Genomic DNA, 26,684 nt, shown 5'->3' with positions numbered 1-26,684 from the left:
GGGTCCGCGGGTAACTATAACTACGTAGTTCAAATCGTGCACAACTTGCATACAAGGAGGAATTCACATGTCAGATCATTCCGGTAATGAAGCAGACATCCGCAACAAAGAGAATAAAGACGGGGATTCACTCGCAGAACGCAAAAAGATGGAGAATGGTGTGGACATTGAACCGGAAGCCGATGATTGGGAAGCCAAACCGGCTGAAACCGCCCATCCTGACCCGCTGCCTAAGAATTAGGGGATGGGGGATTAGGGTGTAAGACTAAGGCATAAGGTATAAGACATGCTGCCCCGTCTTAAGGAAGAATAAGGTATAAGAAGCAAGGCATAAGGCAAATGCAAATAGCAGACTGTTCCTCACGGAGCAGTCTTTTTTCTGATTTAGGAATCACCAGCTTTCAACGGTTCCAGACCAACGGAGTAAATAAGGAGAGGAGGTCTGGAGTGTATGCGAAAAACCGAAGACAATCGAGCAATGAGCTGGCGCGTAGCTAATGATTCAAATGTATGCGAAAAACTGAACACATTGTATTGGTGAGAAGGTTAATCGGCAAATGTATGCGAAAAAACGAACACAATTGCTGGCGTGTAGGCGAAAGGGTCCAAATGTATGCCAAAAACCGAATACAATCGTTGGGGTTTAGGCGAAAGGTCCAAATGTATTCGAAAAACCGAATACAATTTGGATTTGCCGATGAGTAGAGAACCAACATTGTTCAAGCGTTTGGTCAATGTGTTCGAGGAAGCTAAAGGCCCGCAGCCATGTGCAGACCCGCCAGATATTCCCGTCATAATGTCCGGTGCTCGGAGACATACTAGCTCCAATTGGAAAATAATTGGGACCGGAGGCTCGAATAACTACGATGACACCGTTACTTTTACAGCAAAGTTACAGTATAGTGGCTGCGGTAAGCCCCTATCTGTTCTATTTCACTGTATATTCGTTCCTGGGATGGGTCCTTGAAGGCAGCTATAACCTCTATAGCACTGGGACTTTTCGGAAAGAAGGCTTCCTCAAAGGGCCATTCAAGCCCATGTATGGCTGCGCACCGTTGCTGCTACTGGCAGCACATGAAATTAGGCTTTCCTTTCCGTTATTCCTGCTGCTTGCGCTGATTATCCCTTCGGCGGTTGAATTTGTCAGCGGCTGGCTGCTTAAGGGGATCTTTCGTAGACAGTGGTGGGATTATTCAGGGATGCCGTTTCAGCTTCAAGGGCATATCTGCCTGAAATTCTCGCTGTATTGGTGGGGACTGTCACTACTTTGCTTCTATGGCCTGCAACCGCTGGTAAACTTCCTCTACCTGTATTTGGAACGGGTATGGATACTAGTGCTGCCCATCGCCCTGCTGCTATTCACGGCGGATCTGCTGTGGACGTTCCGCACCCGCCGCCGCGGGCTGCAACTGATGCAATTGATGCAAGTGCTGGAGCCACCGGAGCTTGGTGAGGGCTAAGGAATCAGTGACGAATGTGAATACAAAAAAACAAAATAACCCGAGTAGCCTAAAATATCTCCGCCTTATGGCTGGAGATATTTTACGTTATATAACCGTTTTGTTCAATAACGGATTTATTTATCGATCCTTTAATCCTTTTAGAGTTTGACCATATTCTTGTATAACATCGGAAAGACAATCCATGAAATCCTTATCAACATCGGCCGGAACTATGACTTTAGTGGGTTTTGTGATTATCATCTCTTTGCTGGAGTGGAGTATATCATCCATTGTGACCTCTCCTTATTATAATTTGCACTTATATAACAATTGTACGCCAGAAAAGGAATATCATACAACCATGTCAAATATAGTGCTAACCCGGTTAATTCATAAACCGTGGAGCGGGAGGGCGCATGAAGAACTTTTTCAGCAAATACAGTCGGGTTATTATTATTCTTGAAACGCTACTTATTGCGGGACTCTCACTATTGCTGGTATGGGAATTCAACAAGCCGGTTCCTCTGGTCAGGGACCAGCGGGACTTGATTACGCATTTTGATCAGCTGGATTTGGACAGAATTACAGAAATGATACATAGATTTAAGGAAGGCAAGGGAGATAACCTCACTATGCTTCAATGGGGTGTTGACAGCGGGCCGTATATTCATGATTTCTACAACGATGGCAGGGTACTGCACTGGACGGTGGACAATAGCCGGGACTGGGCAGGAGACGGCGGGAAGATTGAATATGTGTGCAGGGAGATCCGGCTTGCTGAGACTGAAGAATACTATAGGGTAGAGCTGACGGATTGTGAGAATCAGCCGGATGATTTCGAGGTTTATCCGGTTTCTTTCCGCAAGGATGAGCTGTAGGCTGGAATTAAGAATGATATAGGGACTAATTGGATTCAAGTCAGGAGGAAGCTTCATGTCAATGTCTGAGTATTACCGGGAGCTGCGCGGGAAGGCCGGCAGCGGGCTGTTAATGATACCGTCTGTAGCGGCTGTGGTAAGAGATGAACAGGATCGGATTCTGCTGATCCGCAAAAAGGATGAAACGTTATGGGGTCTGCCTGCCGGAGCGGTTGAACCTGGAGAGACCCCGTCCAGGGCACTGCGCAGAGAGGTGTTCGAAGAGACCGGCTTAATGGTAACGCCTGAACAGATTATCGGCGTATTCGGCGGTGAGAAATTCAGATATGAATATAGTAATGGGGATCAGGTAGAGTACACGGTTATTGTATTTGAGTGTGTCATTGTTAAAGGACAGCTCAGGAGTCTGGACGGGGAGGCGGAGGAGCTGAGATTCTTCAAGGAAGACGAACTGCCCGGGCTAACAATCCCTTACCCCCCCAAGCTGTTCGTGCGGGATGGTGCTGCGCCCAGGAAGGTTATATGGGATTGAAGATTGTATTTCATTAATGAAGGAGTAGTTACGATTGCGGATTTTGAATTTACGATCAAGAATGATCTACTGCGGCGCAGTACTGCTAGCCATTGTGCTGGGTCTTGGGACCAGGGCATACGGGAACTCGCTGCCGCACTTTGTCAGCGAGCACTTTGGGGATGCAATTTGGGCAGGAATGATCTACCTTGCTTCCCGGGTGTTGCTGGTCCGGCATCCGCTATGGATTTCGCTTGTCCTTAGCCTGTGCTTCAGCTTCGGAATTGAGTTCAGCCAGCTCTATCAGGCAGAGTGGATTCTGCATGTGCGTGCTACAACCCTTGGCAGCCTAATTCTCGGTCACGGCTTCCTGTGGATTGATCTGGTCCGGTATACTGCCGGAATCCTGTTCTGCTGGACGGTTGACCAAATCTTACAAAATTGATTCTGGATCTTATAGGAAGAAGAATATATATTAAGTGAGGCGATCCGGTCTGTAATAATATGGAATACGAATGCCGGTCATCTGCCGAACGCTGCTTAATATGGAGATGAGTAACTGTAAATGACGAACAGTTTATTGGTGGTATGTCTGTTGACTCTGATTATTCATACGGCGGAGACCTTGTCGTATTCGGTGCGTTTTGCCGGAGTGAAGCTGAACAAGATCGCTATCGCATTATCCCTGACCGGAATTATTGTACTGGTCTCCAGAACCGCAAATATGGTACAAGGCCCCTTAACAGCGAAGTTCGTAGATTATGCCAAAGCTGACGACAGCTTCCCGCTGCTCAACTATTTGCGGATTATTATGCTGGCATCTTCACTGGGGACATTGATCGCCATTGCGTTGTTTCCGACCTTCGTAGGACTGTTCACAAGAGTGATCTCCAAGCTGGAGATCGAAGGCTCCATCCCCAAGCTTCTGACGAGTGTAACGGTCAGCCAGCTCAAGAATACGCGCAAATATATCCGCAGACCGAAGGTCAGGCTCAGCAGCTTCCGTTATCTTGGCATTCCCAAACGCTTCATCGTGATGAATGTCTTCGTGACGGCCTTCTACACGGTAGGCGTATTATCCTCGATGTATGCGGCCAAGCTGTTGCCGGCGTTCAGCACCACTGCTTCCCAGGCATCGGGCCTGATTAACGGGATAGCAACGATACTGCTGACAGTGTTCATCGATCCGCAGCTGGGAATCATTACGCACAAGGCAACGGAGAATGCGGAGTACCGGGACCGGCTTGGGAAGATCTATGTACTTCTGATGGGCTCGCGCTTCCTGGGATCTCTGCTCGGCCAAGCCTTGCTGGTACCCGGTGCCTTCATCATCACCTGGCTGGTGAAGCTGCTCTGACCTTCATAAATAAGCTACTTCGGCAGCTTCAGCTCTGCGGCACGTAGCGCCGTGCTGATCTGTTGCTCCCAGCCATATAACTGTGCGGCCATAGTACGGATCTCCTTCATCCGGTTATAAGACAGCTTCATTGCAGCCGCAGCCTGGGTGGCGTCCCCCGCCTGGACAGCGGCTTTGTAGCGCTTGTCGGCCTCGGTTCTCTCTGATTGTGCGGCTGAGAATAGCTTGTTCTGGGCGGCGATCTGCTTCTTGAGCAGGGAGATCGGAGCAAGGGCATCCTTAACCGGTTTGTTCTTCGCTGCAGTTAACGCTTTGGCTTCTGCCAAGGCTGTGGTTGCCTTCTTCACTTCAGCTCGTGCTGCGGCAGCGGCAGCCTTCAGCTTATTGCGCTTCAGCTCTAGCACAGTGGCACTCTTCAGATTGCTTGCCTTACGGGCAGCGGTGATCTGTTTGTTGAGAGCAGCGTACTGGTCCAGGAGCGGAGCATGCTTCTTCTGAACCGCTTCCGAGGCAGTCTTAAGCTTGGCGAGCTGTGCAGCATTAGTGGCTTGAAGCTGCTTGTTCACGGCGGCAAGGGCAGTGTTATTCTGCTTGCGCAATTCCTGATTCCGCTGAAGGTCAGACTTCAGCGATGCCTGTAGACCGGTATAGTCTGTGTACAGATTATGAATCTCGTCCAGCGCAGCATCCCACCCGGAATCCGCAGAGACACTAGACAAGGGATAGGCCCACAATGACAGGATGATCAACAGCACAGCCACTCTTCGTACAGTTCTCTGCGACAAAGGAGTAACAGCTCCCTCACCTTGCCAATTCGTGAAGTCCGTGAATTTAAACATTGCCTTCAGCTCCTCTGATTGTTCATTTGGCAATAGACACAAAGAAGCACCTCCAAGAAAGGCATGAACTGCCTGTCCTGCGAGGTGCTTCTCCCGCTTAATGTGTGTTACCTGTGCATTTACTATAACCCCGGTGAAGCTGCATAGTCAAGTGTTTTTAGGAACGTAGGTTCGCGAAATGGGATATTTATCTTCTTTTTGTATATGACTCTGCCGGAAAATCTAGTAGAATATATCTGTAGTTTACAATAATATATAAAGTTCGACATCTTGGTACTCACACGAATAGGAGATGCATTATGCAACTTAGACATGTGAAAATAAAAGGAACAGGCAAATATTTGCCGGAGCGTGTAGTCAGTGATGCAGAGCTTGATAAGATCCTTGGCACAACACCGGGCTGGGTGAACAAAATCACCGGCGTCGGCACCCGTCATTATGTGGGAACCGATGAAACCGCCTCCTACATGGGAGCAAGAGCCGCTGAAGCAGCCCTCGCCGACGCAGGCCTCAGCTTCAGTGAGGTCGATTGTCTGGTGTGTACGAGCGGAACCAAGGAGCAGCCGCTGCCGAGTACCGCCGTGTTCATTCAGCAGGCCATGGGTCAGGCGGATTCCGGTGTGCCGGCTTTTGATATTGATGCGACTTGTCTCAGCTTTCTTGTAGGGCTTGATGTGATGTCCTATATGGTGGAAGCGGGGAGATATAAGAATGTGCTGCTGGTGGCTACTGAGATTGCATCGGTAGGGCTGAACTGGCAGGACAAGGAGAGCTCAGCCCTGTTCGGTGACGGAGCAGCGGCAGTGGTGATCGGGCCTGCGGAGACCGGGGATTTCTCGTGTATACTCCATGCTTCGCTCAAAACCTACAGCAGCGGTGCGCGTTATTCGGAGATTGCCGGGGGCGGGACAAGGTTGCATCCCCAGAATTATACAGCAGAGGATGCACTGCCCTATCTGTTCCATATGGATGGACAGGCTATATTCCGCAAGGCGTCCAAGCTGCTTCCCGATTTCATTGCTGACATGCTGGGCGCCACAGGCAATAAGATGGACGACTTCAAGCTGGTCATTCCCCATCAGGGCAGTGCAATGGCCATGCGTCTCCTGCGTAAAAAGCTGGGCATTGCCGAGGACCGCTTCCTCGACAATACCGAAGGCCATGGCAATACGATTGCAGCATCCATCCCGATGGGGCTGCATGAAGCGATCCGTAAGGGCCGGATATCGCGCGGAGACCGGATCATGCTGATCGGCACAGCGGCAGGGCTGTCTCTGGGAGGCATGATTATTGAGTACTGAGGCCCGGCGTATTCTGATTACCGGCGGACGCGCTCCGGTTGCCCTGGAGCTGGCAAGGCTATTCAAGGCGGCGGGCCACCGGGTATACGTGGCGGAAAGTGCTGAGTATCATTTGTGCCGGGTATCCTCTGCCGTCGAGGCCAGCTTCCAGGTGCCTGCTCCAAGATATCAGCCGCAGGCCTATATCCAGCGGCTGGCTGCGTTAACGCAAGAGCTAGGCATTCACTGTTTGATTCCGACCTGTGAGGAGATTTTCTATGTCTCTGCCGGTCTTGAGCATCTAACGGGGTGCCGCGTACTTACGTCAGACCGGAGGATTCTAGCCGGGCTGCACCATAAAGGGGAGTTCATGGTCCTGCTCCGTTCACTTGGATTCAAGGTCCCGGACACGGTGCTGATCAGCAGTGGGGAAGAATGGCGGAGAGCTGTGAAGCAGGCAGCAGAGAGCGGGGAACAGCGGGTCTATAAGCCTGCATATTCCCGCTTTGCCTCGAAGGTCATTCTCCCGGATAAAAGACCCGCTCCAACTAATCCGCGTAGCCGCGTTCCGCGAGAAATAGATCCACCAGCCGGACTATCGGCCGAGGCTCCCTGGGTGTCCCAGGAGTACATTCAGGGCAGAGCGGTTTGTACGTACAGCATACTTCACGAAGGCATAGTTGTGGCGCATGCTGCGTATGACAGCAGGTACAGGACGGGGCGCAGTGGGGCCAGCGTGTATTTTGAACCGCTGGAGCATCCTGCGGCTCTGGAATGGGTCCAGCGGTTCGCCGCAGCAACCGGCTTCAGCGGCCAGATCGGATTCGATTTCATCGAACCGGAGAACGACATGTTGTATCCGATTGAATGCAATCCGCGCGCAACAAGCGGTATTCATCTGTTCACGCCGGAGGAAGGGCTGACGGAGGCGCTGCTGAATCCCGGTCTGCTCGTGCAGAGCGGAACAATTATTGTTCCACGTTCAGCCCGCACAGCTATGCTGACACTGCCTATGCTGGGCTGCGTGCTGAAGCCGGGCCACGGAGGATTCCGCAGCTGGCGGCGGGCGCTGTTTGGAGCAGCAGATGTGGTCTACCGCAAGGATGACCGCCGCCCTGCCCGCGAGCAGTTCCGCATAGTATACGCCGCCTGGAAGACAGCCAGGCGTCACCGCATCTCGATCACAGAGGCGTTAACTGAAGATATAGAATGGAATGGTGAGGCATGACCAAAGCGCTGGTAACAGGTGCAACCGGATTTCTCGGACGGCATACCGTCCGGAGGCTGGCCCGGATGGGCTGGGAGGTCTACGCGCAGGGACGCAACCCGGAGCAGGGGAAGCAGCTGGAGCAGGAAGGGGCAGTGTTCCTGGCCGGGGATCTGCGTGACCCGGAAACTGCCTATAGCTTTTGCCGGAAAATGGATATTGTCTTCCATTGTGCAGCCTTGTCCTCACCTTGGGGGAAGTACAAGGAGTTCTATACATGCAATGTGGAGGCTACAAGCCATATAGTTGAGGGGTGCAAGCGGCATGGCGTAGGAAGGCTTGTTCATATCTCCACGCCCAGTGTATATTCCAGCCAGCGGCCCCGCTTCGGCATCCGGGAGAGTGATCCGCTTCCCGGGCGGCCGGCCAATGCTTATGCCGCAACGAAGCTGATTGCCGAGCAGGTAGTCCGGCAGGCTTCGGGTGAAGGACTTACTGCCTTCATGCTCCGGCCCAGAGCCATATTCGGCCCGATGGACAACGCCTTGTTTCCCCGGCTGCTGGCAGCGAATGAGAGCAAGGGGGTGCCGCTGATGAATGGCGGCGCGGCGCGGCTTGATCTCACATGCGTAGATAATGTAGTCGATGCCATGCTGCTCTGCTGTGAAGCCCCGGTCTCTGCTTCCGGCAGCGTCTACAACATCACCAATGGTGAGCCGCTAAGGTTCGAAGAGCTGGTCACCCGGCTATTCTCACTGCTGGGGCTTCCGCTGCGCACCCGGCGTCTGCCCTACCCGGTAGCTTATACCGCAGCGGCTCTAATGGAGGGGATTTACAAGGTGCTGCCTATCCCGGGGGAGCCGCTGCTGACCCGTTATTCTGCAGCCGCACTCGGTATCTCCCAGACACTGGATATTACACTGGCCCGCAAGCAACTGGGTTATCAACCGCGTATAACAACAGACGAGGGACTTCGTGCCTTTGCAGAATGGTGGAGGGAACAGCAATGATTACAGAAATTCCAGTTGGATTATCTATATTGTCTGCGGGCTATTGCCTGCATCCCGAGCGGCTGACGCTGCGCGGAGGCACACTGAAGCCGGTTACCTTCCCGGCAGGTTATGCCCTGATCCGGCATCCGGAATACGGACCCATCCTGTTCGATACAGGCTACAGCGCGCGTTTCTTCCAAGAGACAGCGAGTCTGCCAGCCTCCCTATACCGCAAGATTACTCCGGTTGTCTACAAGGAGGAAGAGAGTGCAGTGCGGCAGTTGCAGGCAGGCGGGATCTCGCCGGAGGAGGTGCGGTATGTGGTGCTGTCGCATTTTCATGCCGACCATATCGGCGGGGTACGGGATTTTCCGCAGGCACAGTATATTTATTTGCAGAAATCTTACGATGCCGTATGCGGGCTGGGTCCTGTGCGGGCTACGAAGGCGGGATTCCTGCCCGGGCTGCTGCCGGAGGATTTCAGATTACGCTCTATCCCTGTGGACGAAACCTCGGCGAAGCGTGCGCTGCCGCAAGGCCTTCCGTTCTCGGAAGCCTATGATCTGCTTGGAGACGGCAGCCTGCTGGCGGTTGAGCTGTCGGGCCATGCCGCCGGAATGATCGGCGTATTCGTCTCTACCGGCGAGCATGATTATCTGCTCTGCGCAGATACGGTCTGGTCGAGCCGGGCGTTTCGGGAGAACCGTAAGCCGCACCCGGCAGCAGGCCTGATCATGTCCAGCCGGACAGAATACCACCGCAATTTCGAGCGGCTGCGTCAGCTGCATGAACAATTTCCCCTGCTGCGGATTGTGCCCAGCCATTGCCGCGAGGCGCTTGCGCACTGGGGAACAGGAAGTGTGACATGAAGCGCATTAGACTGGTGATCACCCATTATATTCTCACTAAGTGGGGCAGACACTGGAAGAACCGGGCAGCGCTCGAGCAGTGGCAGGAGAAGCGTATCCGGCTCCATGCAGATAAGGTGAGGCAGGGCTCGAAGTTCTACAGGGAGCTGTGGGCAGGCATTCCGTCCAAGGATTGGCGGAGCTTCCCCGTAATCGGGAAGCAGGAGATGATGGAGAATTTCGATCAGCTCAACACAGTTGGCATTACGAAGGAGCAGGCCTTTGCCGAGGCCTATGAAGCGGAGAACAGCAGGAACTTCAAGCCTACGCTGCAAGGCGTCACCGTCGGGTTATCCTCGGGAACCTCCGGCAACCGGGGTATTTTTCTTGTTGGAGAGGAAGAGCAGGCTGCCTGGACCGGTACGGTGCTCGCGAAGCTTTTGCCGGGTGGACTGTGGAAGCGGGCGAGAATTGCTTTTTTCCTGCGGGCAAACAGTAATTTGTATGAATCTGTGAAGCAAGGACGGCTGCAGTTCCGGTATTTCGATCTGCTGGAGCCGCTTCCCCGGCTCTTGAACCGAATGAAGGAGTACCAGCCAGATATCTGGATTGCACCGCCGTCCATGCTGCGACTGCTGGCTGAGGCACAGCAATCAGGTGAGCTGAAGCTGCATCCCCGCCGGATCATTGCGGTTGCGGAAGTGCTGGACCCGCTCGACCGGCAGCAGATTGAGCAGACCTTCGGGCAGAAGGTCCATCAGGCCTATCAGTGTACCGAGGGCTTCCTCGGGGCTACCTGTAGCCACGGGACGCTGCACCTCAATGAAGATATTGTACATATCGGCAAAGAAATGCTGGATGAACAATCACGCCGGTTCGTGCCCATCGTGACCGATTTCTCCAGAAGTGTGCAGCCCATCGTCCGATACCGGCTGAATGATATTCTGACCGAAGCGGCAGAGCCGTGTCCCTGTGGTTCGCTGTTCACGGCCATTGAGCGGATCGAAGGACGCTGCGACGATATTCTGTATCTGCGCCATGCGGCAGACAGCACGAACGTTACGGTATTCCCTGATTTCGTTACCCGGGCCGTGTTGGCGGCTTCCGCAGACATTGAGCATTACAGGGTCATCCAGCACAGCCTCACTGAGCTGGAAATCTCCTATCGTACACGAACCGGCACCGATCATGGCACAGAGCAGCAGATTACAACAGAGCTGACGCACTTGTTCGCGAGGCTGTCCTGTATCCCTCCGCAGCTGACTTTTACCGCCTACAATTTCGTGCCCGGAACTGTGAAGCTGCGCCGGGTGGAGAGGAGCTGGAAGCCGTGAAGAACCGGGTAACGCAGTATGACCGTGAATCTGCTCAGGAGTTGGACTGGCCGGATACGGAGTATGGGCGGTATGCCCGGGAGTATCTTACACCGCTGCTGGAGCGGGGAGCGCAACCTTTTATCGCCAATGTGAGTACAACTGTTAAGGTGCTGACCATCGATGGGCTGCCGGTTCCGATTACCGTCAATGAAGCAGACTATGACAATTCGTATGTATGCTCGCCCTATACCCACTATGTTAGCTATGCGCGTGAGGAGCTGGCCCTGCTCAATAACCGGATGCTAGAGGGCTTATTGTCGCTAATGCTCACAGGAGTGGGCTGGATGCTGCGGCAAGCACGGTTCAACCGGGTGGTTCAGGTGAATAACTGGCTGCTGTCCACCAATCTGTATCCTGCCTTAAGTGAGGAACAGATGACGGCGATACTTGATTACCTCCGCCAGACTTATCCGGGTCATACCTTAATCTATCGTTCGCTTAGCCGGGAGACCTCGGGAGAAATCATCGGCAGACTGCAGGGGTATGGCTGCAAGCTCGTTCCAAGCCGGCAGATCTACCTGCTGCACCCGGATACCGCTGACTCCAAGGCCAGGTGGCTGGTCAAACGCGACAGGAATCTGCTGGCGAAGCACGGCTATACTGAGGTAGGCCCGGAGGAGATCACGCGGGAAGATATTCCCCGCATCGTGGAGCTGTACAGACTGCTGTATATCGATAAATATTCGGCCTATAATCCGCAGTTCACCGAAGCCTATATTGCCCTAGCGCTGGAACGGCGGACCTTGCAGATCTACGGTCTGCGCAAGGAGGGAAGGCTGGATGCGGTGCTGGGCTTCTATGAGCGGGAGGGCGCGATGACTGCGCCATTGTTCGGTTATGACACAAGTCTGCCTCAGTCTTTAGGACTCTACCGTATGCTGTCCGCTGTGCTGATCGGGCTTGCGGGCAGCAGAGAATTATTACTGCACGAGAGCTCCGGCGTCGGCCAGTTCAAGCGCAACCGGGGAGCGGCTGGAGCCACTGAATATTCTGCGGTGTATGACCGGGGGACCTCGCTGCTGAACCGCTGCGGCTGGTCTATCCTGGAGCTGCTGCTCCGGCGGATCGGTATGCCGCTTATTCAGAAGCTGAAGCTGTAGGCTGGATTCGTATTCTGTATATTTTACTTAATAATAAAAGGAGGTGCCCTATGAACACTAATCCAAGCCAGCCCCATGGGCATGAGCCGGTTGCGCTGATTACCGGGACCTCCAGCGGGTTCGGCCTATTGACCGCAATTACGCTGGCCCGCAAAGGGTATCGGGTCATTGCCACCATGCGGGATCTCGGCCGCAGCAAGGAACTGGTTCAGCAGGCTGAGCAAGCGGGGGTGCGGGAGCGTATTCATCTGCTGGCACTGGATGTCACGGACGAAGCTTCGATTGCGTCGGCCGTTCAGGCTAGTCTTGAGCTTGCCGGGAGAATTGATGTGCTGGTGAACAACGCCGGCTTTGCCGTAGGCGGATTCGTGGAAGAGGTGAGTATGGAGGCATGGCGAGGGCAGCTGGAGACCAACTTTTTCGGCCTGATTGCCGTAACAAAGGCAGTGCTTCCCCTGATGCGGGTCCAGCGCAGCGGCCTGATTATTAACGTGAGCAGTGTCAGCGGCCTGAGCGGATTCCCGGGCTATGGTCCCTATGCCGCCTCCAAGTTTGCGGTGGAGGGATTCAGCGAGAGTCTGCGCCAGGAGATGCTCTCTTTTGGCGTCCGCGTTGTACTGGTTGAACCGGGCTCCTTCCGTACCCCCATCTGGGACAAAGGGATTACGGGCATGCACAGAAATGAAAGCTCCCCGTATCACACCAGGCTTGAGGAAGTACTGCGGTACTCCCGGCGGGCGTCCGAGACAGCTCCCGATCCGCAGGAGGTAGCTGACCTGATAGGACGGGTCACTGCGAAACGTGCACCGAAGCTGCGCTATCCTGTAGGCCGGGGCTCGCGGGTGCTGATGATCGCCAAGGCCCTGCTTCCCTGGAAGGTGCTGGAGAGCATCATCTCCAAATCACTGCGGTCGATGAAGTGATAGTATGACAGAACAGAATTGGGGTGGATGCTTTTGCCGGGAACGGTTGGATTACATATATGCTTTGATGAGCAAGGCCGGGAGATTGAGGTCCTGGATGTGACCCGGGTCGACAAGGACACCTACCGGATTGAGGAGACGCCGATTTTTAACCCTGGGATTGCGCTTGGCGATATTATCCGGGTCAGTGAGCGTGAGGGGATCGCGTATTACATTGAGACGGTGAAGAAGTCCGGGCTTGTCCGGTATGCCTGGCTGCTGAGCAAAGAGGCGGCGGCTTCCGGCGAGATCCGCAGCTTCACGGAGCGGGTGACAGAGCATGGGGGCAGATGGGAGCAGATCTTCGGCGGACTGCTGGTAATCTATCTGCCTAAGCACTCTGCTGTGGACGCGGAGCTGGAAATGTCACGGATTATTCAGCATTTTGAAGGCTAATTATACGAATCTGAGGTGAAGGAAATTGAAGAAATTCTTGAAGCAGTGGGTGCCGAGTATTGCCATTGGCGTTATTCTATCCTTATTTATCCGTACCTACGTAGCGGAAGCCATGCGTGTGCCTACCGGCTCGATGATTCCGACTATAGCAATTAACGACCGGCTTGTGGTGGACAAAATGCTCTGGAATACCTCGCTGAAGCATGGCGATATCGTGGTGTTCCATCCGCCGGTTGCCGAAGATGCGCAGAAAAGGTATGTAAAACGGCTGATCGGCCTGCCGGGCGACGTGATTGAGATCAAGGACGGCACCCTTTACCGTAACCATGAGGCAGTCGATGAGCCATACCTGCAGGAGAAGATGACCTATACCTTCGGGCCGGTCACCGTTCCCGCAGACCATTATTTTTTCCTGGGCGATAACCGTAACGTCAGCTATGACGCCCACCTATGGGAGACTCCGTTCGTAGACAAGGATGCGCTGATCGGCAAAGTCCTGTTCGATGTGAACCAGTTGTTCTAAATCGGGTAGTCTACCACCACAACGTTCTCCAGGATTCCGTCCAGCATGGACACGAACTTCTGATGGGCAGGATGCGGCCCGTAGGCACGCAGGGCTTCCTGATTCTCAAAGGTCACGCGGAGCCCCAGCGTATAGCCGTGGACATTCTCCTGCTCCTCTGTCACATTAACGCCTGCTGTAAGGTCAATGATGCCGGGGATTTGCTTTTTAAGCGCCAGAAGTGCTTGTAACAAGGCGTGCTCCTGACCTTTATCGAAATGCTCATTGAAGCGGAAGACGACGAGATGCTCATACATATTGGATGGATTCCCCCTTGGACAAAGTGTTGGACTGCATTAGAGATTATACTACAAATTGGACAGATGGAGGTTGAATACGTTGACCGGAGATTTCCTGGCCATAACCGACCGGATCAAAGCGCCTAACCCTTTTAGAGTCTTGATAGGTGTGCTAATTCCCATAATTATTCTAACACTGCCCCCTAACCTCGATCCGGATAGACATTTCTATTTATACAACATCAGACTGGTATGGATTGGACTAAGCATCGCAGCCTGCCTCTTCATTATTATCAACGCGCTGCGGAAAGAAGGCCTTCTTCAGTGGGAGACGGATTCGCTTATTATTCGCAAAGAACGCATATCCGCGTCAGGGATTAAGGTCATTTACATAGATGGTCCGATAGTAGGAATATTGCCTGCAGGCAAACGGATTGTCCCGGTTAATCTCTGCTTCAGGTTCACAGAAGACACGGTAGCGGTAAGGAAGAGACTAATGTACTGGGCAGAAGAGAATGAAATTAGGATAAAATACAAGAGATTTGTCAGATGGTTCTGAACAGAATTTGGAAAGGCGTCTAAAGACAGGGATTCTATAGAACTAGATTGTTTGGAGTTTGTGACTTTCACCGGATTGTTACTTTACCGTCTGTTGACTATGATCAAGTGGAGCATAACGGAATATTCCTAATCATACAAAAGGGGTGCTGGTACTTGAAAGTACATGTCACGGATCTGAAGCACGGTGATTGTCTCATGGCAGACACTTTCAATGGTGTAGGGCTGCACGTTCTCCCCAAGGGGACGCGTGTGGAGCGGGAAGAGATTAGTATCCTGATCCGGCACAAAATTGATTATGTCGATATCGAGCCGCGCAGCGGGCTGCATACGGGTGAGGAACCTGCACCCAGCCACGGGCTGCATGATGATTTTGATCTCGCTATTTTGAATTATGAAGCGATTTTTCTGGAAGCCTTGACGAAGGGCAGCTTCTCGCAGTCTGCAGTCGATGATACACTGAAGCCGCTTCTGGAGACCTTAGAAGGTCAAAAGGATGTTGTCTCCCTGCTCCTTCTGCTTGACCGGGATGACATCGATACATATCACCACTCATTACAGGTGGGCTTATTATCCTATTATATTGCTGCGTGGATGGGTTACTCCAAGGAGGAGCGTTACCAGATCAGCCGTGCGGGCTATCTGCATGACATCGGCAAAAGCCAGGTGCCCCTGTCGATCCTGAACAAGCAGGGTCTGCTGACGGACTCCGAGAAGGAGGAGCTGGCACGCCATACCTTCTATGGTTATGATCTGATCCGCGGCTCCAAAATGGACGAGGTTACCGCGCTGGTAGCTCTCCAGCATCATGAGTACGAGGATGGCTCAGGCTATCCGAATCAGCTGCTCAAAAAAGAGATTCATCCGTACGCCCAGATTGTTTCGGTAGCCAACATCTATATGTCGCTGACCACTTCTACTGCGAACCGTCCCAAGCAGGGGCTGGTTACGGTGCTGCGCAAGGTGCATGAGATGGGCTTCGGCAAGCTGAACGAGACGGTAGTGCAGGCATTGACCGGACATTTACTGCCGAGCTTTGTGGGCAAGAATGTACAGCTCAGCAACGGCGAAGTGGGCATGATCGTCATGAATAACCCGCTGGACCTCTTTAAGCCGCTGGTAAAAGTGGGCGAGGGCTTCCGCGACTTGTCGCGTGAACGCAGCCTGTCCATCGATGAAGTGGTGAACTGAATAACCGGATGAAGAGACACTGTCCGCAGCGTCCTCTTCTAATGAACGGCCGGACTGTCCTTCTGGACAGTTTGGCTTTTTTTCAAATATAAGAAGTTATATGTTGCACACGATAACTTATCCTTCTATTTCTCGCTGAAACGGTACCGTCCTTAAAAGGACGGCAATGCCGTTTCCACTTGGTATGCAGAGAGAAGAAAGGAGGTTGCGCGCAGGAACCCAGGTGACCGGAGGAAGGTTTGTATTCACGCCATAGATTGGCTATGATTAATGAGAGATGGAAGAGTTGCATAGTGATTCTAGTCATTGTACAGCAGCATAAAGGAGAAATGAAGATGCATACCGACAACCAGTTAGAGAAATTGAAGCAGCTCAAATACGAGCTTACCCGCTTTATGATGATTTACAAATTCGCTCTTGCCGAGATGGAGACCAAGATTGATATTCTGAAAGAGGAATTCCAGCTTCTTCACGACTATAGTCCGATTGAGCATACCAAGTCCCGGATCAAATCCCCGGAGAGCATTATGAAGAAAATGCTGCGCAAGAACAGTGAGCTGTCCCTCCCGCAGATCAGAGCCAGTATCAAGGATATCGCCGGGCTGCGGATCACCTGTTCGTTCATTTCAGATATTTATCAGGTTAGCGCCATGCTGCAGAAGCAGGACGATCTCAAGGTGCTTGAGGTGAAGGATTATATTAAAAACCCGAAGCCGAACGGTTATCAGAGTCTGCATCTGCTGATCGAGGTTCCCGTATTCATGTCGGACTGTCAGGAGCATGTCTGTGTTGAGGTACAGATCCGCACGATAGCTATGGATTTCTGGGCCAGTCTGGAGCATAAAATTTTCTATAAATACAGCCAGGCGGTTCCAGAGAACTTGACCCGTGAACTTAAGAATGCGGCTGACAAGGCGTATGAACTCGATCTGCAGATGGAGCGGCTGCACCGTGAAATTAAGGAAATCAAGGATTCGCAGGAGGACGAAGATCCATTCTCCGAGTTGCGGGATATGATCCTTAACAATCAGCAGTTCAGTCTGCCTGATAACTTTGTTAAGCTGTTGAAGGAATAGAGGATGCTTTGACAGAAAGACATATACATACAGGAGTTATCAAGGGAGCGACTACAGGATGAGTGACAAGCGTCTTTGTACCATTGCAGTGAACCAGGCGGGTTATTCAAGCGGAGGAGATAAGCTGGCTCTGTTCTCCGGGAACACCCTGCGTTACCATATAATTGACACAGGAAGTGGGGATGTGGTATTCACCGGACAGACGGGGGCTAATATTAAGGATAAGCCCAGCGGCTGCCGTGTGCGCAGCGGAGATTTCTCGGCGCTTACCTTACCCGGGAAGTACCGGATCGAGGGGGCGGAGGGGGAACACTCCGCTGCATTTGTTGTTGCAGACAAGCCGTATCAGGAGCTGCAGCGGGGATTGCTGAAAGCCTTCTATTACTACCGCTGCGGCCTGGAACTTGAAGGAGAGTATGCGGGAGCCTGGGGGCATAAGGCCTGCCATCTGGCAGAAGGTACAGTCATCGGCCAGCCCGGGTTGAGACTGGACAGCAGCGGAGGATGGCATGATGCAGGAGACTATGGAAAATACTCCGGGCCTGGTGCGAAGGCCGTAGCGGATCTTCTTCTGGCCTGGGAGCTGTATCCTGCGGCGTTTGCTGGTGTACATACACTTCCAGAGAGTGACGGCAGCCTGCCGGATGTCCTGCTGGAATGCACTGTTGAGCTGGACTGGCTATTCAAAATGCAAGAGTCCGGCAGCGGCGGGGTCTACCACAAGCTGACCACAGCGCATTTCCCCGGCCTTGATGTGATGCCGGAGGAGGATACGGCGGAGCTGTATTTCTCGCCGGTCTCTGCGGCTGCTACCGGGGATTTCGCCGGTGTGATGGCTATGGCGGCGCGGATCTACAAGCCGTTCGATGAAGCATATGCGGCGCGGTGCCTGGAAGCCGCGCGGGCTGCCTGGAGCTGGCTGACTGTGCATCCGCATGTGCCGGGCTTCACCAATCCGCGCGGGATTACCACGGGGGAATATGGCGATAAGGTAGACAGTGACGAGCGCTTCTGGGCAGCGGCGGAGCTATTCCGCACGACGGGAGATGAACAGTTCCATAGTGCAGCTCTTGAGCTTGCCAAGCTGCCGTTCCCCAAATACAGCTTCGGCTGGGGGGATATGGGCGGCTATGGCACACTGGCTTATCTGCTCATAGGGGAAGCAGGCACGGAGCCATCTCTCTATGCAGAGCTTAGGGAGGGCTTGCTGGCAGAAGCAGACCGCCTGCTGCGGCAGAGCCGTCATGACGGCTACAGAATCTCGCTGCTGGAGCAGGATTATATCTGGGGCAGCAATATGCTGGTCATGAACCATGCCATGCTGCTGCTGGCAGCGGAACATTTCAGCGGGGTACAGGAATATGCAGCTTGTGCTCTAGATCACCTGCATTACTTGCTGGGCCGCAATGTGCTGGGGATCAGCTATGTGAGCGGCTTCGGCGAACATGCGGTCATGCATCCCCATCACCGCCCGTCTGTAGGCGATCATGTGCTTGAGCCGGTTCCGGGCCTGGTGGTTGGCGGTCCGGACCGGGGGCTGCATGATAAATATGTGAAGAAGCATTTGCGGCGCAAACCCGCAGCCCAGTGCTACGCAGATCACGAGGACAGTTATTCCACGAATGAGGTGACGATCTACTGGAATTCACCGGCATTGTTCGTGACGGCGAGATTCAATTGCTGATCAGTTAAGGAGACGGGCCCATGCAGTCATTCAAAGTGATTAGTCTGGATATGTTCCAGACCCTGGTGAATATTGAGAGCAGGCGGGCAGAAGTCTGGAGGCCGATTCTCCAGCAGAAGTTCAGTGAAGAAAAGGCACTGCAGCTCGGTAAGCAATTGCTGAGCCGTTATTATGCCGCAGCCTGCGAAGCCCGGGAGGCGGGTACTTTTATCAGCAGCAGGGAGATCTATTACAGAGGATTTCAGGACGTATTCCAGGAGTCCGGCTTGGATTACGATTGCGAGCGGGCAGTGGATAACCTCTTTACCCAGCACAGGCTGTCGGAAATGTATGATGACACTGAGGCCTTCTTACACCGCATATGCCGGGATTATCAGGTATGTATTGTAAGTGATACAGATGATCTTATGCTCCCTGAGTTCTACCGGAATTATCCTATATCGCTGTTCACCTCGGAGACTTATCAGTCTTATAAGAATGACACGCATAACCGTATGTTCACTGAGGTGATAGCTCATTATGGGGTGGAGCCGGAGCAAATTATCCATATTGGAGACTCGGCGTCAGATATCCTCGGAGCAGCCAGAGCCGGAATCAAGTCCTGTTGGCTCAACCGGAACGGTCAGTCCTGGGAGCTTGAAGTCAAGCCTGATGTTACAGCGGGAACACTGGAAGAGGCCCATGGGCTGATATCCAATGAACAATAACAAAGGAGCTGTGAGCGAAATGAACGACAATGTGGAAGAGCAGGAACTGGAGTTGTTAAAATACCCGATTGGAAGATTCGCCGCTAAGGGGAACCGGACAGCAGAAGTGCGGGAAGCATCCGTTGCCGTCTTTAGGCAGTTGGCAGAGGAGCTGCGGGCAGCAGTAGAGCCGTTAACGGTTGAACAGCAGCAGACCCCTTACCGGCCGGGCGGCTGGACTGTGATTCAGGTCGTGCACCATCTCGCCGATACGGGGATGTATGCATACCTCCGCTTCAAGCGGGGGCTGACGGAGGAAGCGCCGCTCGTTCCAAGCTACAGACAGGATCTGTGGGCAGAACTGAGCGATTCTTCCAACGAGCCGGTGGAATCCTCACTCCAGCTCATCGGACTGCTTAACCGCAGATTCGCAGCCTTACTGGAATCCTTGCAGCCTGAGGATTATGACCGGACCTTCATAAGCGGTGGTCTTGGTGAGATGACACTGGATACTGCAGTGGAGAGGTACATCTGGCACAGCCGCCATCATATCGCGCAGATTACAGCATTGATCCGGCGAAGCGGCTGGTAAGTGATAACTTTGTTTTACCATGAACAGACGGAGAGGGTGTTTACCCGCCGTCTTTTTATTTTGTGCGGGAATGAAAAAGGGTGCGGAGGCGCGAAGAGTAAACGAGGAGTCTGGAATGTATGTGGAAAACAGCATACATTCGGGCGGAAGGGGGACTCCGGGCAAAATGTATGCCGAAAACAGCATACATTCGGGTGGATACGGGGCCTCTGGTTAAAATGTATGTGGAAAACAGTATACATTCAGGAGGAAGGGGGACTCCGGGCAAAATGTATGTGGAAAACAGTATACATTCAGGAGGAAGGGGGACTCCGGGCAAAATGTATGCTGAAAACCGCATACAATAGCATAGGGCGGCTGCGGGGGATGTGAGACGTTGCTCCTTTTACGTTTGCAGCCCCATCCAGCCCAGCTCGTCCGCTCGTCCGCCCGTCCGCCCGTCCGCCCGCCAATCCATTGTCTAATCGCCCATCCAGCTATTCATTTCCGCTTAAGCTGCAATTTTAGTGTGCGGCGGAGCTATTCATCGTCACCTGGGCATGGGCGGATACATATCCTGTAACCAGAACGATAAAAACGGCCCCGAGGAAAGGACGGATATGTGTGACCTCTTATATGGACTATACGTCGCCCAATACACAGTTTACGTTTGATATGAACGGCAACACCTTATTCAAGAAGGATGACTGCAATTATATCAATGTGCTGGGCATCAAAAATCTGAACACCCTGGAGAATACCTCGCTGCTCGATATCTATCTCAGCAGATCCAATGTGGTCGAGCCGCATTATCATCAAAATGCCGCTGAGCTGGTGTATTGTATCTCGGGCGCGGCTGTCGTGTCGCTGATTAACCCGTTTACCAATGAACTGCTGCATTTTCCGATTACTCCGGGCCAGGTTGCCAATGTGCCGCAGGGCTGGTGGCATTATGAAGTGGCCACGATGGACTGCACCCATCTGCTGGCGGTCTTCAATGCCCCTACACCGGAGGTTATCCTCTTCTCGGATCTTCTGAGCCTAACTCCGGCCAATGTGCTGGCACATACCTACTGCCTCAATGAAGCGTTGGTTAAGGAAGCACTCGCTCCGGTGAAGCCTCAGACCTTCATTGGTCCGCCTGCGGATTGCTGTCCTCCTGCGAAGTCGGCAGCCGAGAATATGAAGGGAACCCACATCGCTCCTGCCAATATGGCGCCGATGATGGCTAATGCGAACATGCCGCCTTACATGCACCAGCAGCAGGCTCCGCCATCCTTCGGCTACCAGCCGATGGCGGTGCACGGTTATTATGCTCAACCGTATGCCCAGTCCTACCGCCAGCAGCAATACGTCCAGGCTCCTCCGCAAGCTGTTCATGAGGCTGGAACCGAATAACAGAAATCCAAACAACACAAACGGCAGCGTATTCTGTGTATGCAGAATGACGCTGCCGTTTTTTGTAATCTAAGAAGGGATTGCTTGCCTTCAATGTTTCTGATCTGGAACCTTGAAGGATTGCAGATAATTCTGAATATCCTCCTGCGGGGTCTCAAGCAGACCAGCCAGCATACTTTGGATAGCATACAGGGAGGCAACCTTTTCGTCGATTTCGGTGATTTTGTCGCGGACGAGTTCCTTCAGGGTGTCTTCATCCATCTTCGAGCCGAACAGGGCAAGCGCCGCCTGGATTTCTCTCAGTGAATAACCCAGGGACTGGGCATCCTTAATGAACTTCAGCTTGACCAGAACATCAGCAGAGTAGATCCGGTATCCCTTCGCGGTCCGCTCCGGGGCTGGCAGGATGCCGCTGTCCTCATAGTAACGGATGGTTGCTGCACTCAGCCCCGACTGCCGCGCCAGCTCGCCACGGGTCATTCTCTTCACCTGGTAATCCCTCCTGTATTCAATATCTATCTCTGCTATGGTCTCTTGTGCGTGTATGCCGGGTCAAAGATTACTTCCGGGTATTCGGCCGACGGACCGTTCAGCACTGTCTGCGGCTCATCTAGCAGATACTGATCGAAGAATGACCGGACATAGGTTCTGTTTATATCTATAATATGCACCGGATCTAGACCGTTGGCGAATAAGGAAGGCGACAGCAAGGCTATATCTGTAAAACTCTGGTGAATGAAACGATCCACCGTCAGATAATAGGTATCCCTGGTGCTGTGGCTCATGACTGACTTTAGATCCGGTATAAATTCTTCATAGATCAAGGGATCTGTGTTGGCTTCGGGATGTGCAAGATGCTGCGCAGACGTTCCGGTCATCATGTACATAAAAGGCTGCGTCAGCTCTTCATGGGCAACTTGTCCCCAGAACCCGCCCTCCAGACTGACACCGGCCTTGAACCGCTTGTCCTGGGCCAAAGCTTCGGCGGTTGTCGCCCCGCCATAGGAATGGCCGAAGATCCCTGCACGGCTGAGATCAAGCCTGCCCTGGAACAATCCATTCGGGTCTTGGGCATTCCAAGCGGTCAGGATGTCCAGCACAAAGCTGGCGTCCGCTGCACGGACGGAAATTCCATTCACATTGTAGTTGTAATGCTCTGCGGAAGTATCGAACTTCGGATCAGGCATGTAGTAGACTGAATTGCCGTCCGGGTAAGTGACCTTGGCTGAGGTATAAGGATGATCCAGCCCTACGACAATATAGCCGTGGCTGACCAATTCTTCGATAATCGTCATACTCTGAAATCTGGTGGAGCGAATACCCGGCGAGAACAGCAGGACCGGATAGCTGGCTTCTTGTGCTGAGAGCTGCACATCATCTGTAACATGTGTAGGAATATGGGTGACATGGCTGAATAGCTGCTTCGGCAATCCGAATACAAGACTAATGGCTTCGCCCAGTGCGGAGGGATAATGCTCCTTAGGCTTACCCTCAGTCTGGTCAGGATCGGCTGGATACCATACGTTAATCATCAGCTTCCGTTTGCCGTCTTCCTCTGCGTTCAGCGTCTCGTTACGCTGCTCATCGGTAAGCTCGCGTACGATCGTCCCGATAGCATATTGCCCAGTAGGCTCGGGTTGGGTGAACATCGGCAGCAGTCTGGATGCATAGACGGATACTCCTGAAAGAAGGAGGACAAGTATAAGCAACAGACTCTTCCATAGCTTCGCATACCGTTCAGGCTGACCCGTCCGGGCACGCTTAATAAGTCTGAATCCCAGTATGGTTAACAACCCGAGTGCTGCGGCGTAGGCCGGAGCCATCTGGATACGGTAATTCTCCAGCACCCCATGCAGCACCACAGCCATAACGACAGCCATCAGCATAAGGGTATCCAGCCTCCGGTTTTTCTTTGGGCCAATTACTCCTGCTGTAACAGCCAGGATCACCACAATGACTGCAATCTCAAATAATCTCATTTGACCTACCTCCAACTCTATTCATCTGGAACAATTAGAGTATAAAGGTTGAAGTACACTTCAAGGTCAAGGCTCAATTTCTAGGATAAGCGAACAAGTATGCGGCCCCGGGTGCCCGACTTGAGAATATCCTGAAGCGCCGCAGGCAGCTCAGTCAGAGAAATCTCCCGGTCCACCAGCGTATCCAGCACCTCCGGTTTCATGTCACTTGCCATGCGCTGCCAGAGCTTGTCCCGTTTCTCCATGGGGCAAGCAACGGAATCGATGCCGAGCAGACTGACTCCGCGCAGGATAAACGGCAGGACGGTGGTCGGGACGGCTGTGCCTGCGGTTAAGCCGCTTGCGGCCACTGCGCCGCCGTAAGCGATTTTGCTCAGGACAGCAGCCAGCGGAGCGCCCCCGACTGAATCTACGGCGGCCTGCCATAGCTGCTTGTCCAGCGGCTTCACCACAGTGCCCGCGACCTCTTCGCGGGAGATCACCTCAGCAGCACCCAGCGCCTGCAGATACCCGGCTTCATCCGTTCTGCCGGTACTGGCTGTGACCTGATAGCCCAGCTTCGCCAGGATGGCGGTTGCCGCACCTCCGACACCGCCGGTGGCACCGGTGACGAGTACTTTTCCCTGATCAGGGGCCATGCCTTGGGCTTCCAACGCCTGAACAGACAGCGCCGCCGTGAATCCGGCTGTGCCGTAGATCATCGCTTCCCGCAGTGTCAAGCCTTCCGGCAGTTCAATAACCCAATCCGCAGGGATGCGGGCGTATTCACTGAACCCGCCGAAATGGGATACGCCGATCCCATAGCTGGTGGCAATGACAGACTGGCCTTCGCGGAAGCGGTTGTCTGTTGAAGAGACTACCGTCCCTGACAGGTCAATCCCCGGAATGAACGGATAATTTCGCACAATATTCCCATTCGGGATGCTTGCCAGCCCGTCTTTATAGTTTACACTGGAATAAGCTACCTTAATTAACACTTCACCGGCGGGCAGTTCCTCCAGGGATACCGGTCTAATTTCAACGGAGAATGGTTCTGTCTTGTCCACTACCAATGCTTGAAAAGGGTTCGTCATATCTTCTCGCTCCTAATCCGTGCTGTATTTGTTCTTAAATAAGAATTCATAGGCTTCGCGCCATTACTATTGTGCCCTGTCAACTTACGAAACACAATGATATCCTACACTAAATGGTTACAAAGGAGCGTTCGTATGAGAGTGAAATTGCATAAAACCGTGCTTACCGCAGCAATCTGTCTCGTTTTGGGCGGGGGAGCACTGTATGTATCCGCAACATCTGATTCTGGCCCGGCAGTACACCGGCTGCGTCTAAGTGAGGATGAGCCTGCACGGTATCTGCAAGGGGTGGAGGCTGTGACTCTGGATCAGCTGGAGCTGACGCTTGGCGATCAGAGCCGTCCGGGTAATTATATCAGTATTCCTAACCATACAGAGCTGCTATGGAGGAAGCCTGTGCAGACACCGGCAGGCCAAGGAGAACTGATCAAGTTCATACAGGAGGGGAGTGCGGTCTATCCAGCCCCTGAAGTTACTTATTATTGGCTCTGTTATCAGCGTCCCGGCAAGAGTGAGAGCGATGATACTGTCACCTACTATATAGAAGCGAAAGTATTGGGGCAAGATGAAGAGGCTGCGGAAGCAGAGCTGCTAGAGCTGGCTGAGAACTGGGAAATTCCCGGTTAACCCGGATTTAATTGTGAACAACAAGTGAACTGTAGTATATTGAGGGTAGAATTCATCCGTCTGATGAGGGAGGCATACTCTATGTCCATTGCAACAACGATGATTATCCGGCTTGAAATCCGTAAGGCAGAAGCTTCTTTTGGCGATGTGGCGTCCAGGCTGGCAGCAGCCGGCGGCGATATTGTAGCGATTGACGTTATACGTGGCGGCAAGGATGTGACGACCCGTGACCTGACAGTGAATGTGCAGGATGCGGCGAATGAAGAGATTATCAGCGTGCTGAAGAATATGCCTGGAATCAAAGTCATCAATGTCTCCGACCGCACCTTCCTGGCCCATCTCGGCGGCAAAATCGAGGTCACCCCGAAGATGCCGATCAAGAACCGCGAGGATCTGTCGCTGGTGTATACCCCAGGCGTGGCCCGTGTCTGTACGGCGATTGCCGAAGATCCGTCCAAGGCGTATTCCCTGACGATGAAAAGAAATACGGTAGCTGTCGTCACCGACGGCACCGCAGTGCTGGGGCTTGGCGATATCGGACCGGAGGCGGCGATGCCGGTGATGGAAGGCAAGGCCATGCTGTTCAAGCAGCTGGCGGATATTGACGGGTTCCCGCTGTGTCTGGACACCAAGGACCCGGAAGAAATTATTCAGATTGTGAAAGCGGTTGCTCCCGGCTTTGGGGGCATCAATCTGGAGGACATCAGCTCTCCGCGCTGCTTCGAGATTGAACGGCGGCTGTCGGCGGAGCTGGATATTCCGGTCTTCCATGATGACCAGCACGGAACGGCAGTAGTGGCTCTGGCCGGATTGCTGAACGCGCTCCAGGTCGTCGAGAAGAAGATTGCAGACTCCAGGATTGTGGTTGTCGGCATCGGTGCCGCTGGCGTATCGATCTGCCGTCTGCTGCTGGCGGCGGGTGCGAAGCACCTCTATGCGGTAGATAAGGAAGGGATACTGAACCGGAACGAAGCCTATACCAATGCTGAATGGAGCTGGCTGGCCGAAGCCACGAATCCTGAGAATCTGAGCGGAGGACTGGACGAGGCGGTACGCGGGGCAGATGTCTTCATCGGCGTATCCAGAGGAGGAATTCTGCAGGTTAGCCATTTGCAGAGTATGGCCCGGGACAGCATCGTGTTCGCTATGGCCAATCCGTCCCCGGAGATTGAGCCGGATCTGGCCGAGCCTTACGTCCGGGTGCTGGCAACCGGCAGAAGCGATTACCCTAACCAGATTAATAACGTGCTGTGTTTTCCGGGGATTTTCCGCGGGGCGCTGGACTGCCGGGCCAAGACGGTGAATCTGGAGATGAAGCTGGCAGCGGCGCAGGCGATTGCAGCAGTGGTCCACCCGGATGAGCGGAATGAGCAATATATTATTCCGAGCATTTTCAACGAGAAGGTTGTGGAGCAGGTACGTCTGGCTGTAATTAAGGCCGCCATCGCGACCGGCATCGCCCGGCGCATCCCGCCGGATGTGAGCTGAGGAGCGGGCTGGGCATCTGGAGGGTGAAAGGCAAACAAGCTGTGGCCTGGGGCTGCGGCTTTGTTTGCGTCTGCGGGAATTAGATGGATTTTGTACACTTGCTGCTGGCCATTGGGGGCATGGCAGGGCATCAATTGGATAAACAACACTTAATTATCGTGATTCAAGGAAAGTCTTCAAAAGTAGAGTTAACAGTTGTACTTTTTCCACTTGTCTCCTGGGAATCCCCGAAATTCGAGAAATTAAAATACGCTTATCCACTTACTTCCTGCTGGGGTGGGCAGCGCGTCCTTCAGAGACAGGCTACGCTGTTTAAATATGAGGAGCAGCATGGTAATATATACAATTGGATACAATAATTCAC

30 protein-coding genes are annotated in these 26,684 nt (G+C 53.2%); 25 read left to right on the top strand and 5 right to left on the bottom strand.

Features of this window, described 5'->3' with window-relative positions:
* The first annotated feature begins 67 nt into the window (after positions 1–67).
* The 6 genes from NSU18_RS07080 to NSU18_RS07055 all read left to right on the top strand — a co-directional run bounded on the left by NSU18_RS07080 (position 68) and on the right by NSU18_RS07055 (position 4,188).
* Positions 68–241 carry a hypothetical protein gene (locus tag NSU18_RS07080; protein ID WP_179090391.1) on the top strand — a complete coding sequence of 58 codons (174 nt, stop codon included), beginning with the start codon at positions 68–70 and terminating at the stop codon, positions 239–241.
* A 625-nt stretch (positions 242–866) separates the two neighbouring features.
* Positions 867–1,460, top strand: a complete 594-nt coding sequence (locus NSU18_RS07075) for a putative ABC transporter permease (protein WP_341148639.1) — start codon at positions 867–869, stop codon at positions 1,458–1,460.
* 398 nt (positions 1,461–1,858) lie between these two features.
* A complete protein-coding gene (locus NSU18_RS07070; protein ID WP_341148638.1) occupies positions 1,859–2,320 on the top strand; it encodes a hypothetical protein in 462 nt (153 codons plus the stop codon).
* A 55-nt stretch (positions 2,321–2,375) separates the two neighbouring features.
* Positions 2,376–2,852, top strand: coding sequence for an NUDIX domain-containing protein (locus tag NSU18_RS07065; RefSeq protein ID WP_341020948.1), 477 nt, complete (start codon positions 2,376–2,378; stop codon positions 2,850–2,852).
* 43 nt (positions 2,853–2,895) lie between these two features.
* The gene (locus NSU18_RS07060) at positions 2,896–3,276 is read left to right on the top strand and encodes a ribosomal maturation YjgA family protein (RefSeq protein ID WP_341020950.1); all 381 of its coding nucleotides are present in this window, start codon (positions 2,896–2,898) and stop codon (positions 3,274–3,276) included.
* 120 nt (positions 3,277–3,396) lie between these two features.
* Positions 3,397–4,188, top strand: a complete 792-nt coding sequence (locus NSU18_RS07055; protein ID WP_341148637.1) for a lipid II flippase Amj family protein — start codon at positions 3,397–3,399, stop codon at positions 4,186–4,188.
* A 14-nt stretch (positions 4,189–4,202) separates the two neighbouring features.
* Here NSU18_RS07055 and NSU18_RS07050 read toward each other — a convergent pair whose 3' ends face one another.
* The gene (locus NSU18_RS07050; RefSeq protein WP_341148636.1) at positions 4,203–5,027 is read right to left on the bottom strand and encodes a hypothetical protein; all 825 of its coding nucleotides are present in this window, start codon (positions 5,025–5,027) and stop codon (positions 4,203–4,205) included.
* Positions 5,028–5,326: 299 nt separating this feature from the next.
* On the opposite strand from NSU18_RS07050, the gene NSU18_RS07045 reads away from it, so the two are divergent.
* Genes NSU18_RS07045 through lepB form a run of 9 tightly spaced genes read left to right on the top strand, consistent with a single transcriptional unit; the run spans position 5,327 to position 13,711 of the window.
* On the top strand, positions 5,327–6,328 hold the full coding sequence (locus NSU18_RS07045) for a beta-ketoacyl-ACP synthase III (protein WP_341020956.1): 1,002 nt from the start codon (positions 5,327–5,329) through the stop codon (positions 6,326–6,328).
* Positions 6,318–7,535, top strand: a complete 1,218-nt coding sequence (locus NSU18_RS07040; protein ID WP_341020958.1) for an ATP-grasp domain-containing protein — start codon at positions 6,318–6,320, stop codon at positions 7,533–7,535. The genes NSU18_RS07045 and NSU18_RS07040 overlap by 11 nt, the downstream gene beginning before the upstream one ends.
* A complete protein-coding gene (locus tag NSU18_RS07035; protein WP_341020960.1) occupies positions 7,532–8,524 on the top strand; it encodes an NAD-dependent epimerase/dehydratase family protein in 993 nt (330 codons plus the stop codon). Before NSU18_RS07040 ends, NSU18_RS07035 begins: the two co-directional genes overlap by 4 nt.
* A complete protein-coding gene (locus tag NSU18_RS07030; protein WP_341148635.1) occupies positions 8,521–9,375 on the top strand; it encodes an MBL fold metallo-hydrolase in 855 nt (284 codons plus the stop codon). The genes NSU18_RS07035 and NSU18_RS07030 overlap by 4 nt, the downstream gene beginning before the upstream one ends.
* Positions 9,372–10,688, top strand: a complete 1,317-nt coding sequence (locus NSU18_RS07025) for a F390 synthetase-related protein (protein WP_341148634.1) — start codon at positions 9,372–9,374, stop codon at positions 10,686–10,688. Before NSU18_RS07030 ends, NSU18_RS07025 begins: the two co-directional genes overlap by 4 nt.
* Positions 10,685–11,830, top strand: coding sequence for a GNAT family N-acetyltransferase (locus tag NSU18_RS07020; RefSeq protein ID WP_341148633.1), 1,146 nt, complete (start codon positions 10,685–10,687; stop codon positions 11,828–11,830). The genes NSU18_RS07025 and NSU18_RS07020 overlap by 4 nt, the downstream gene beginning before the upstream one ends.
* A gap of 50 nt (positions 11,831–11,880) precedes the next feature.
* A complete protein-coding gene (locus tag NSU18_RS07015; RefSeq protein WP_341148632.1) occupies positions 11,881–12,753 on the top strand; it encodes an SDR family oxidoreductase in 873 nt (290 codons plus the stop codon).
* Positions 12,754–12,780: 27 nt separating this feature from the next.
* Positions 12,781–13,188: a DUF4265 domain-containing protein gene (locus NSU18_RS07010; RefSeq protein WP_341150997.1), complete on the top strand. Its 408-nt coding sequence runs from the start codon at positions 12,781–12,783 to the stop codon at positions 13,186–13,188.
* A 25-nt stretch (positions 13,189–13,213) separates the two neighbouring features.
* Positions 13,214–13,711 (top strand): signal peptidase I, encoded by a 498-nt coding sequence (lepB, locus tag NSU18_RS07005; RefSeq protein WP_341148631.1) that lies wholly within the window; start codon positions 13,214–13,216, stop codon positions 13,709–13,711.
* Here lepB and NSU18_RS07000 read toward each other — a convergent pair.
* Positions 13,708–14,007, bottom strand: coding sequence for a Dabb family protein (locus tag NSU18_RS07000; RefSeq protein ID WP_341148630.1), 300 nt, complete (start codon positions 14,005–14,007; stop codon positions 13,708–13,710). The genes lepB and NSU18_RS07000 overlap by 4 nt on opposite strands.
* 82 nt (positions 14,008–14,089) lie before the next feature.
* Here NSU18_RS07000 and NSU18_RS06995 point away from each other — a divergent pair, with 82 nt between their 5' ends.
* From NSU18_RS06995 to NSU18_RS06965, 7 genes are all read left to right on the top strand, one after another.
* Positions 14,090–14,548, top strand: a complete 459-nt coding sequence (locus NSU18_RS06995; RefSeq protein WP_341148629.1) for a hypothetical protein — start codon at positions 14,090–14,092, stop codon at positions 14,546–14,548.
* A 155-nt stretch (positions 14,549–14,703) separates the two neighbouring features.
* Positions 14,704–15,738: an HD-GYP domain-containing protein gene (locus NSU18_RS06990; protein WP_341148628.1), complete on the top strand. Its 1,035-nt coding sequence runs from the start codon at positions 14,704–14,706 to the stop codon at positions 15,736–15,738.
* Positions 15,739–16,073: 335 nt separating this feature from the next.
* The gene (locus NSU18_RS06985) at positions 16,074–16,814 is read left to right on the top strand and encodes a GTP pyrophosphokinase (RefSeq protein ID WP_341148627.1); all 741 of its coding nucleotides are present in this window, start codon (positions 16,074–16,076) and stop codon (positions 16,812–16,814) included.
* 58 nt (positions 16,815–16,872) lie between these two features.
* Positions 16,873–18,498, top strand: a complete 1,626-nt coding sequence (locus NSU18_RS06980) for a glycoside hydrolase family 9 protein (RefSeq protein ID WP_341148626.1) — start codon at positions 16,873–16,875, stop codon at positions 18,496–18,498.
* Between the two features lie 20 nt (positions 18,499–18,518).
* Positions 18,519–19,205 carry an HAD family hydrolase gene (locus NSU18_RS06975; protein ID WP_341020981.1) on the top strand — a complete coding sequence of 229 codons (687 nt, stop codon included), beginning with the start codon at positions 18,519–18,521 and terminating at the stop codon, positions 19,203–19,205.
* The gene (locus tag NSU18_RS06970; protein WP_341020983.1) at positions 19,195–19,776 is read left to right on the top strand and encodes a YfiT family bacillithiol transferase; all 582 of its coding nucleotides are present in this window, start codon (positions 19,195–19,197) and stop codon (positions 19,774–19,776) included. The genes NSU18_RS06975 and NSU18_RS06970 overlap by 11 nt, the downstream gene beginning before the upstream one ends.
* A 603-nt stretch (positions 19,777–20,379) precedes the next feature.
* A complete protein-coding gene (locus tag NSU18_RS06965; RefSeq protein ID WP_445321792.1) occupies positions 20,380–21,153 on the top strand; it encodes a cupin domain-containing protein in 774 nt (257 codons plus the stop codon).
* A gap of 90 nt (positions 21,154–21,243) precedes the next feature.
* Here NSU18_RS06965 and NSU18_RS06960 read toward each other — a convergent pair whose 3' ends face one another.
* The 3 genes from NSU18_RS06960 to NSU18_RS06950 all read right to left on the bottom strand — a co-directional run bounded on the left by NSU18_RS06960 (position 21,244) and on the right by NSU18_RS06950 (position 24,205).
* Positions 21,244–21,633 (bottom strand): MerR family transcriptional regulator, encoded by a 390-nt coding sequence (locus tag NSU18_RS06960; protein WP_341150995.1) that lies wholly within the window; start codon positions 21,631–21,633, stop codon positions 21,244–21,246.
* A gap of 44 nt (positions 21,634–21,677) precedes the next feature.
* Complete coding sequence (locus NSU18_RS06955; RefSeq protein WP_341148625.1) at positions 21,678–23,132, bottom strand: alpha/beta hydrolase family protein; 1,455 nt, start codon at positions 23,130–23,132, stop codon at positions 21,678–21,680.
* Positions 23,133–23,212: 80 nt separating this feature from the next.
* The gene (locus NSU18_RS06950; protein ID WP_341148624.1) at positions 23,213–24,205 is read right to left on the bottom strand and encodes an acrylyl-CoA reductase family protein; all 993 of its coding nucleotides are present in this window, start codon (positions 24,203–24,205) and stop codon (positions 23,213–23,215) included.
* Positions 24,206–24,340: 135 nt separating this feature from the next.
* On the opposite strand from NSU18_RS06950, the gene NSU18_RS06945 reads away from it, so the two are divergent.
* From NSU18_RS06945 to NSU18_RS06935, 3 genes are all read left to right on the top strand, one after another.
* Positions 24,341–24,832 (top strand): hypothetical protein, encoded by a 492-nt coding sequence (locus NSU18_RS06945; RefSeq protein WP_341148623.1) that lies wholly within the window; start codon positions 24,341–24,343, stop codon positions 24,830–24,832.
* A gap of 81 nt (positions 24,833–24,913) precedes the next feature.
* Positions 24,914–26,320, top strand: a complete 1,407-nt coding sequence (locus NSU18_RS06940; protein WP_341148622.1) for an NAD-dependent malic enzyme — start codon at positions 24,914–24,916, stop codon at positions 26,318–26,320.
* A gap of 83 nt (positions 26,321–26,403) precedes the next feature.
* A complete protein-coding gene (locus NSU18_RS06935) occupies positions 26,404–26,679 on the top strand; it encodes a hypothetical protein (protein WP_341148621.1) in 276 nt (91 codons plus the stop codon).
* Positions 26,680–26,684 lie beyond the last annotated feature (5 nt).

The sequence above is a fragment of the Paenibacillus sp. FSL H8-0048 genome, assembly GCF_038002825.1.
Lineage (GTDB): Bacteria > Bacillota > Bacilli > Paenibacillales > Paenibacillaceae > Paenibacillus_AQ.
Note: the sequence above shows the minus strand (reverse complement) of the source record. Positions and strands in the feature narration are given on the sequence as shown.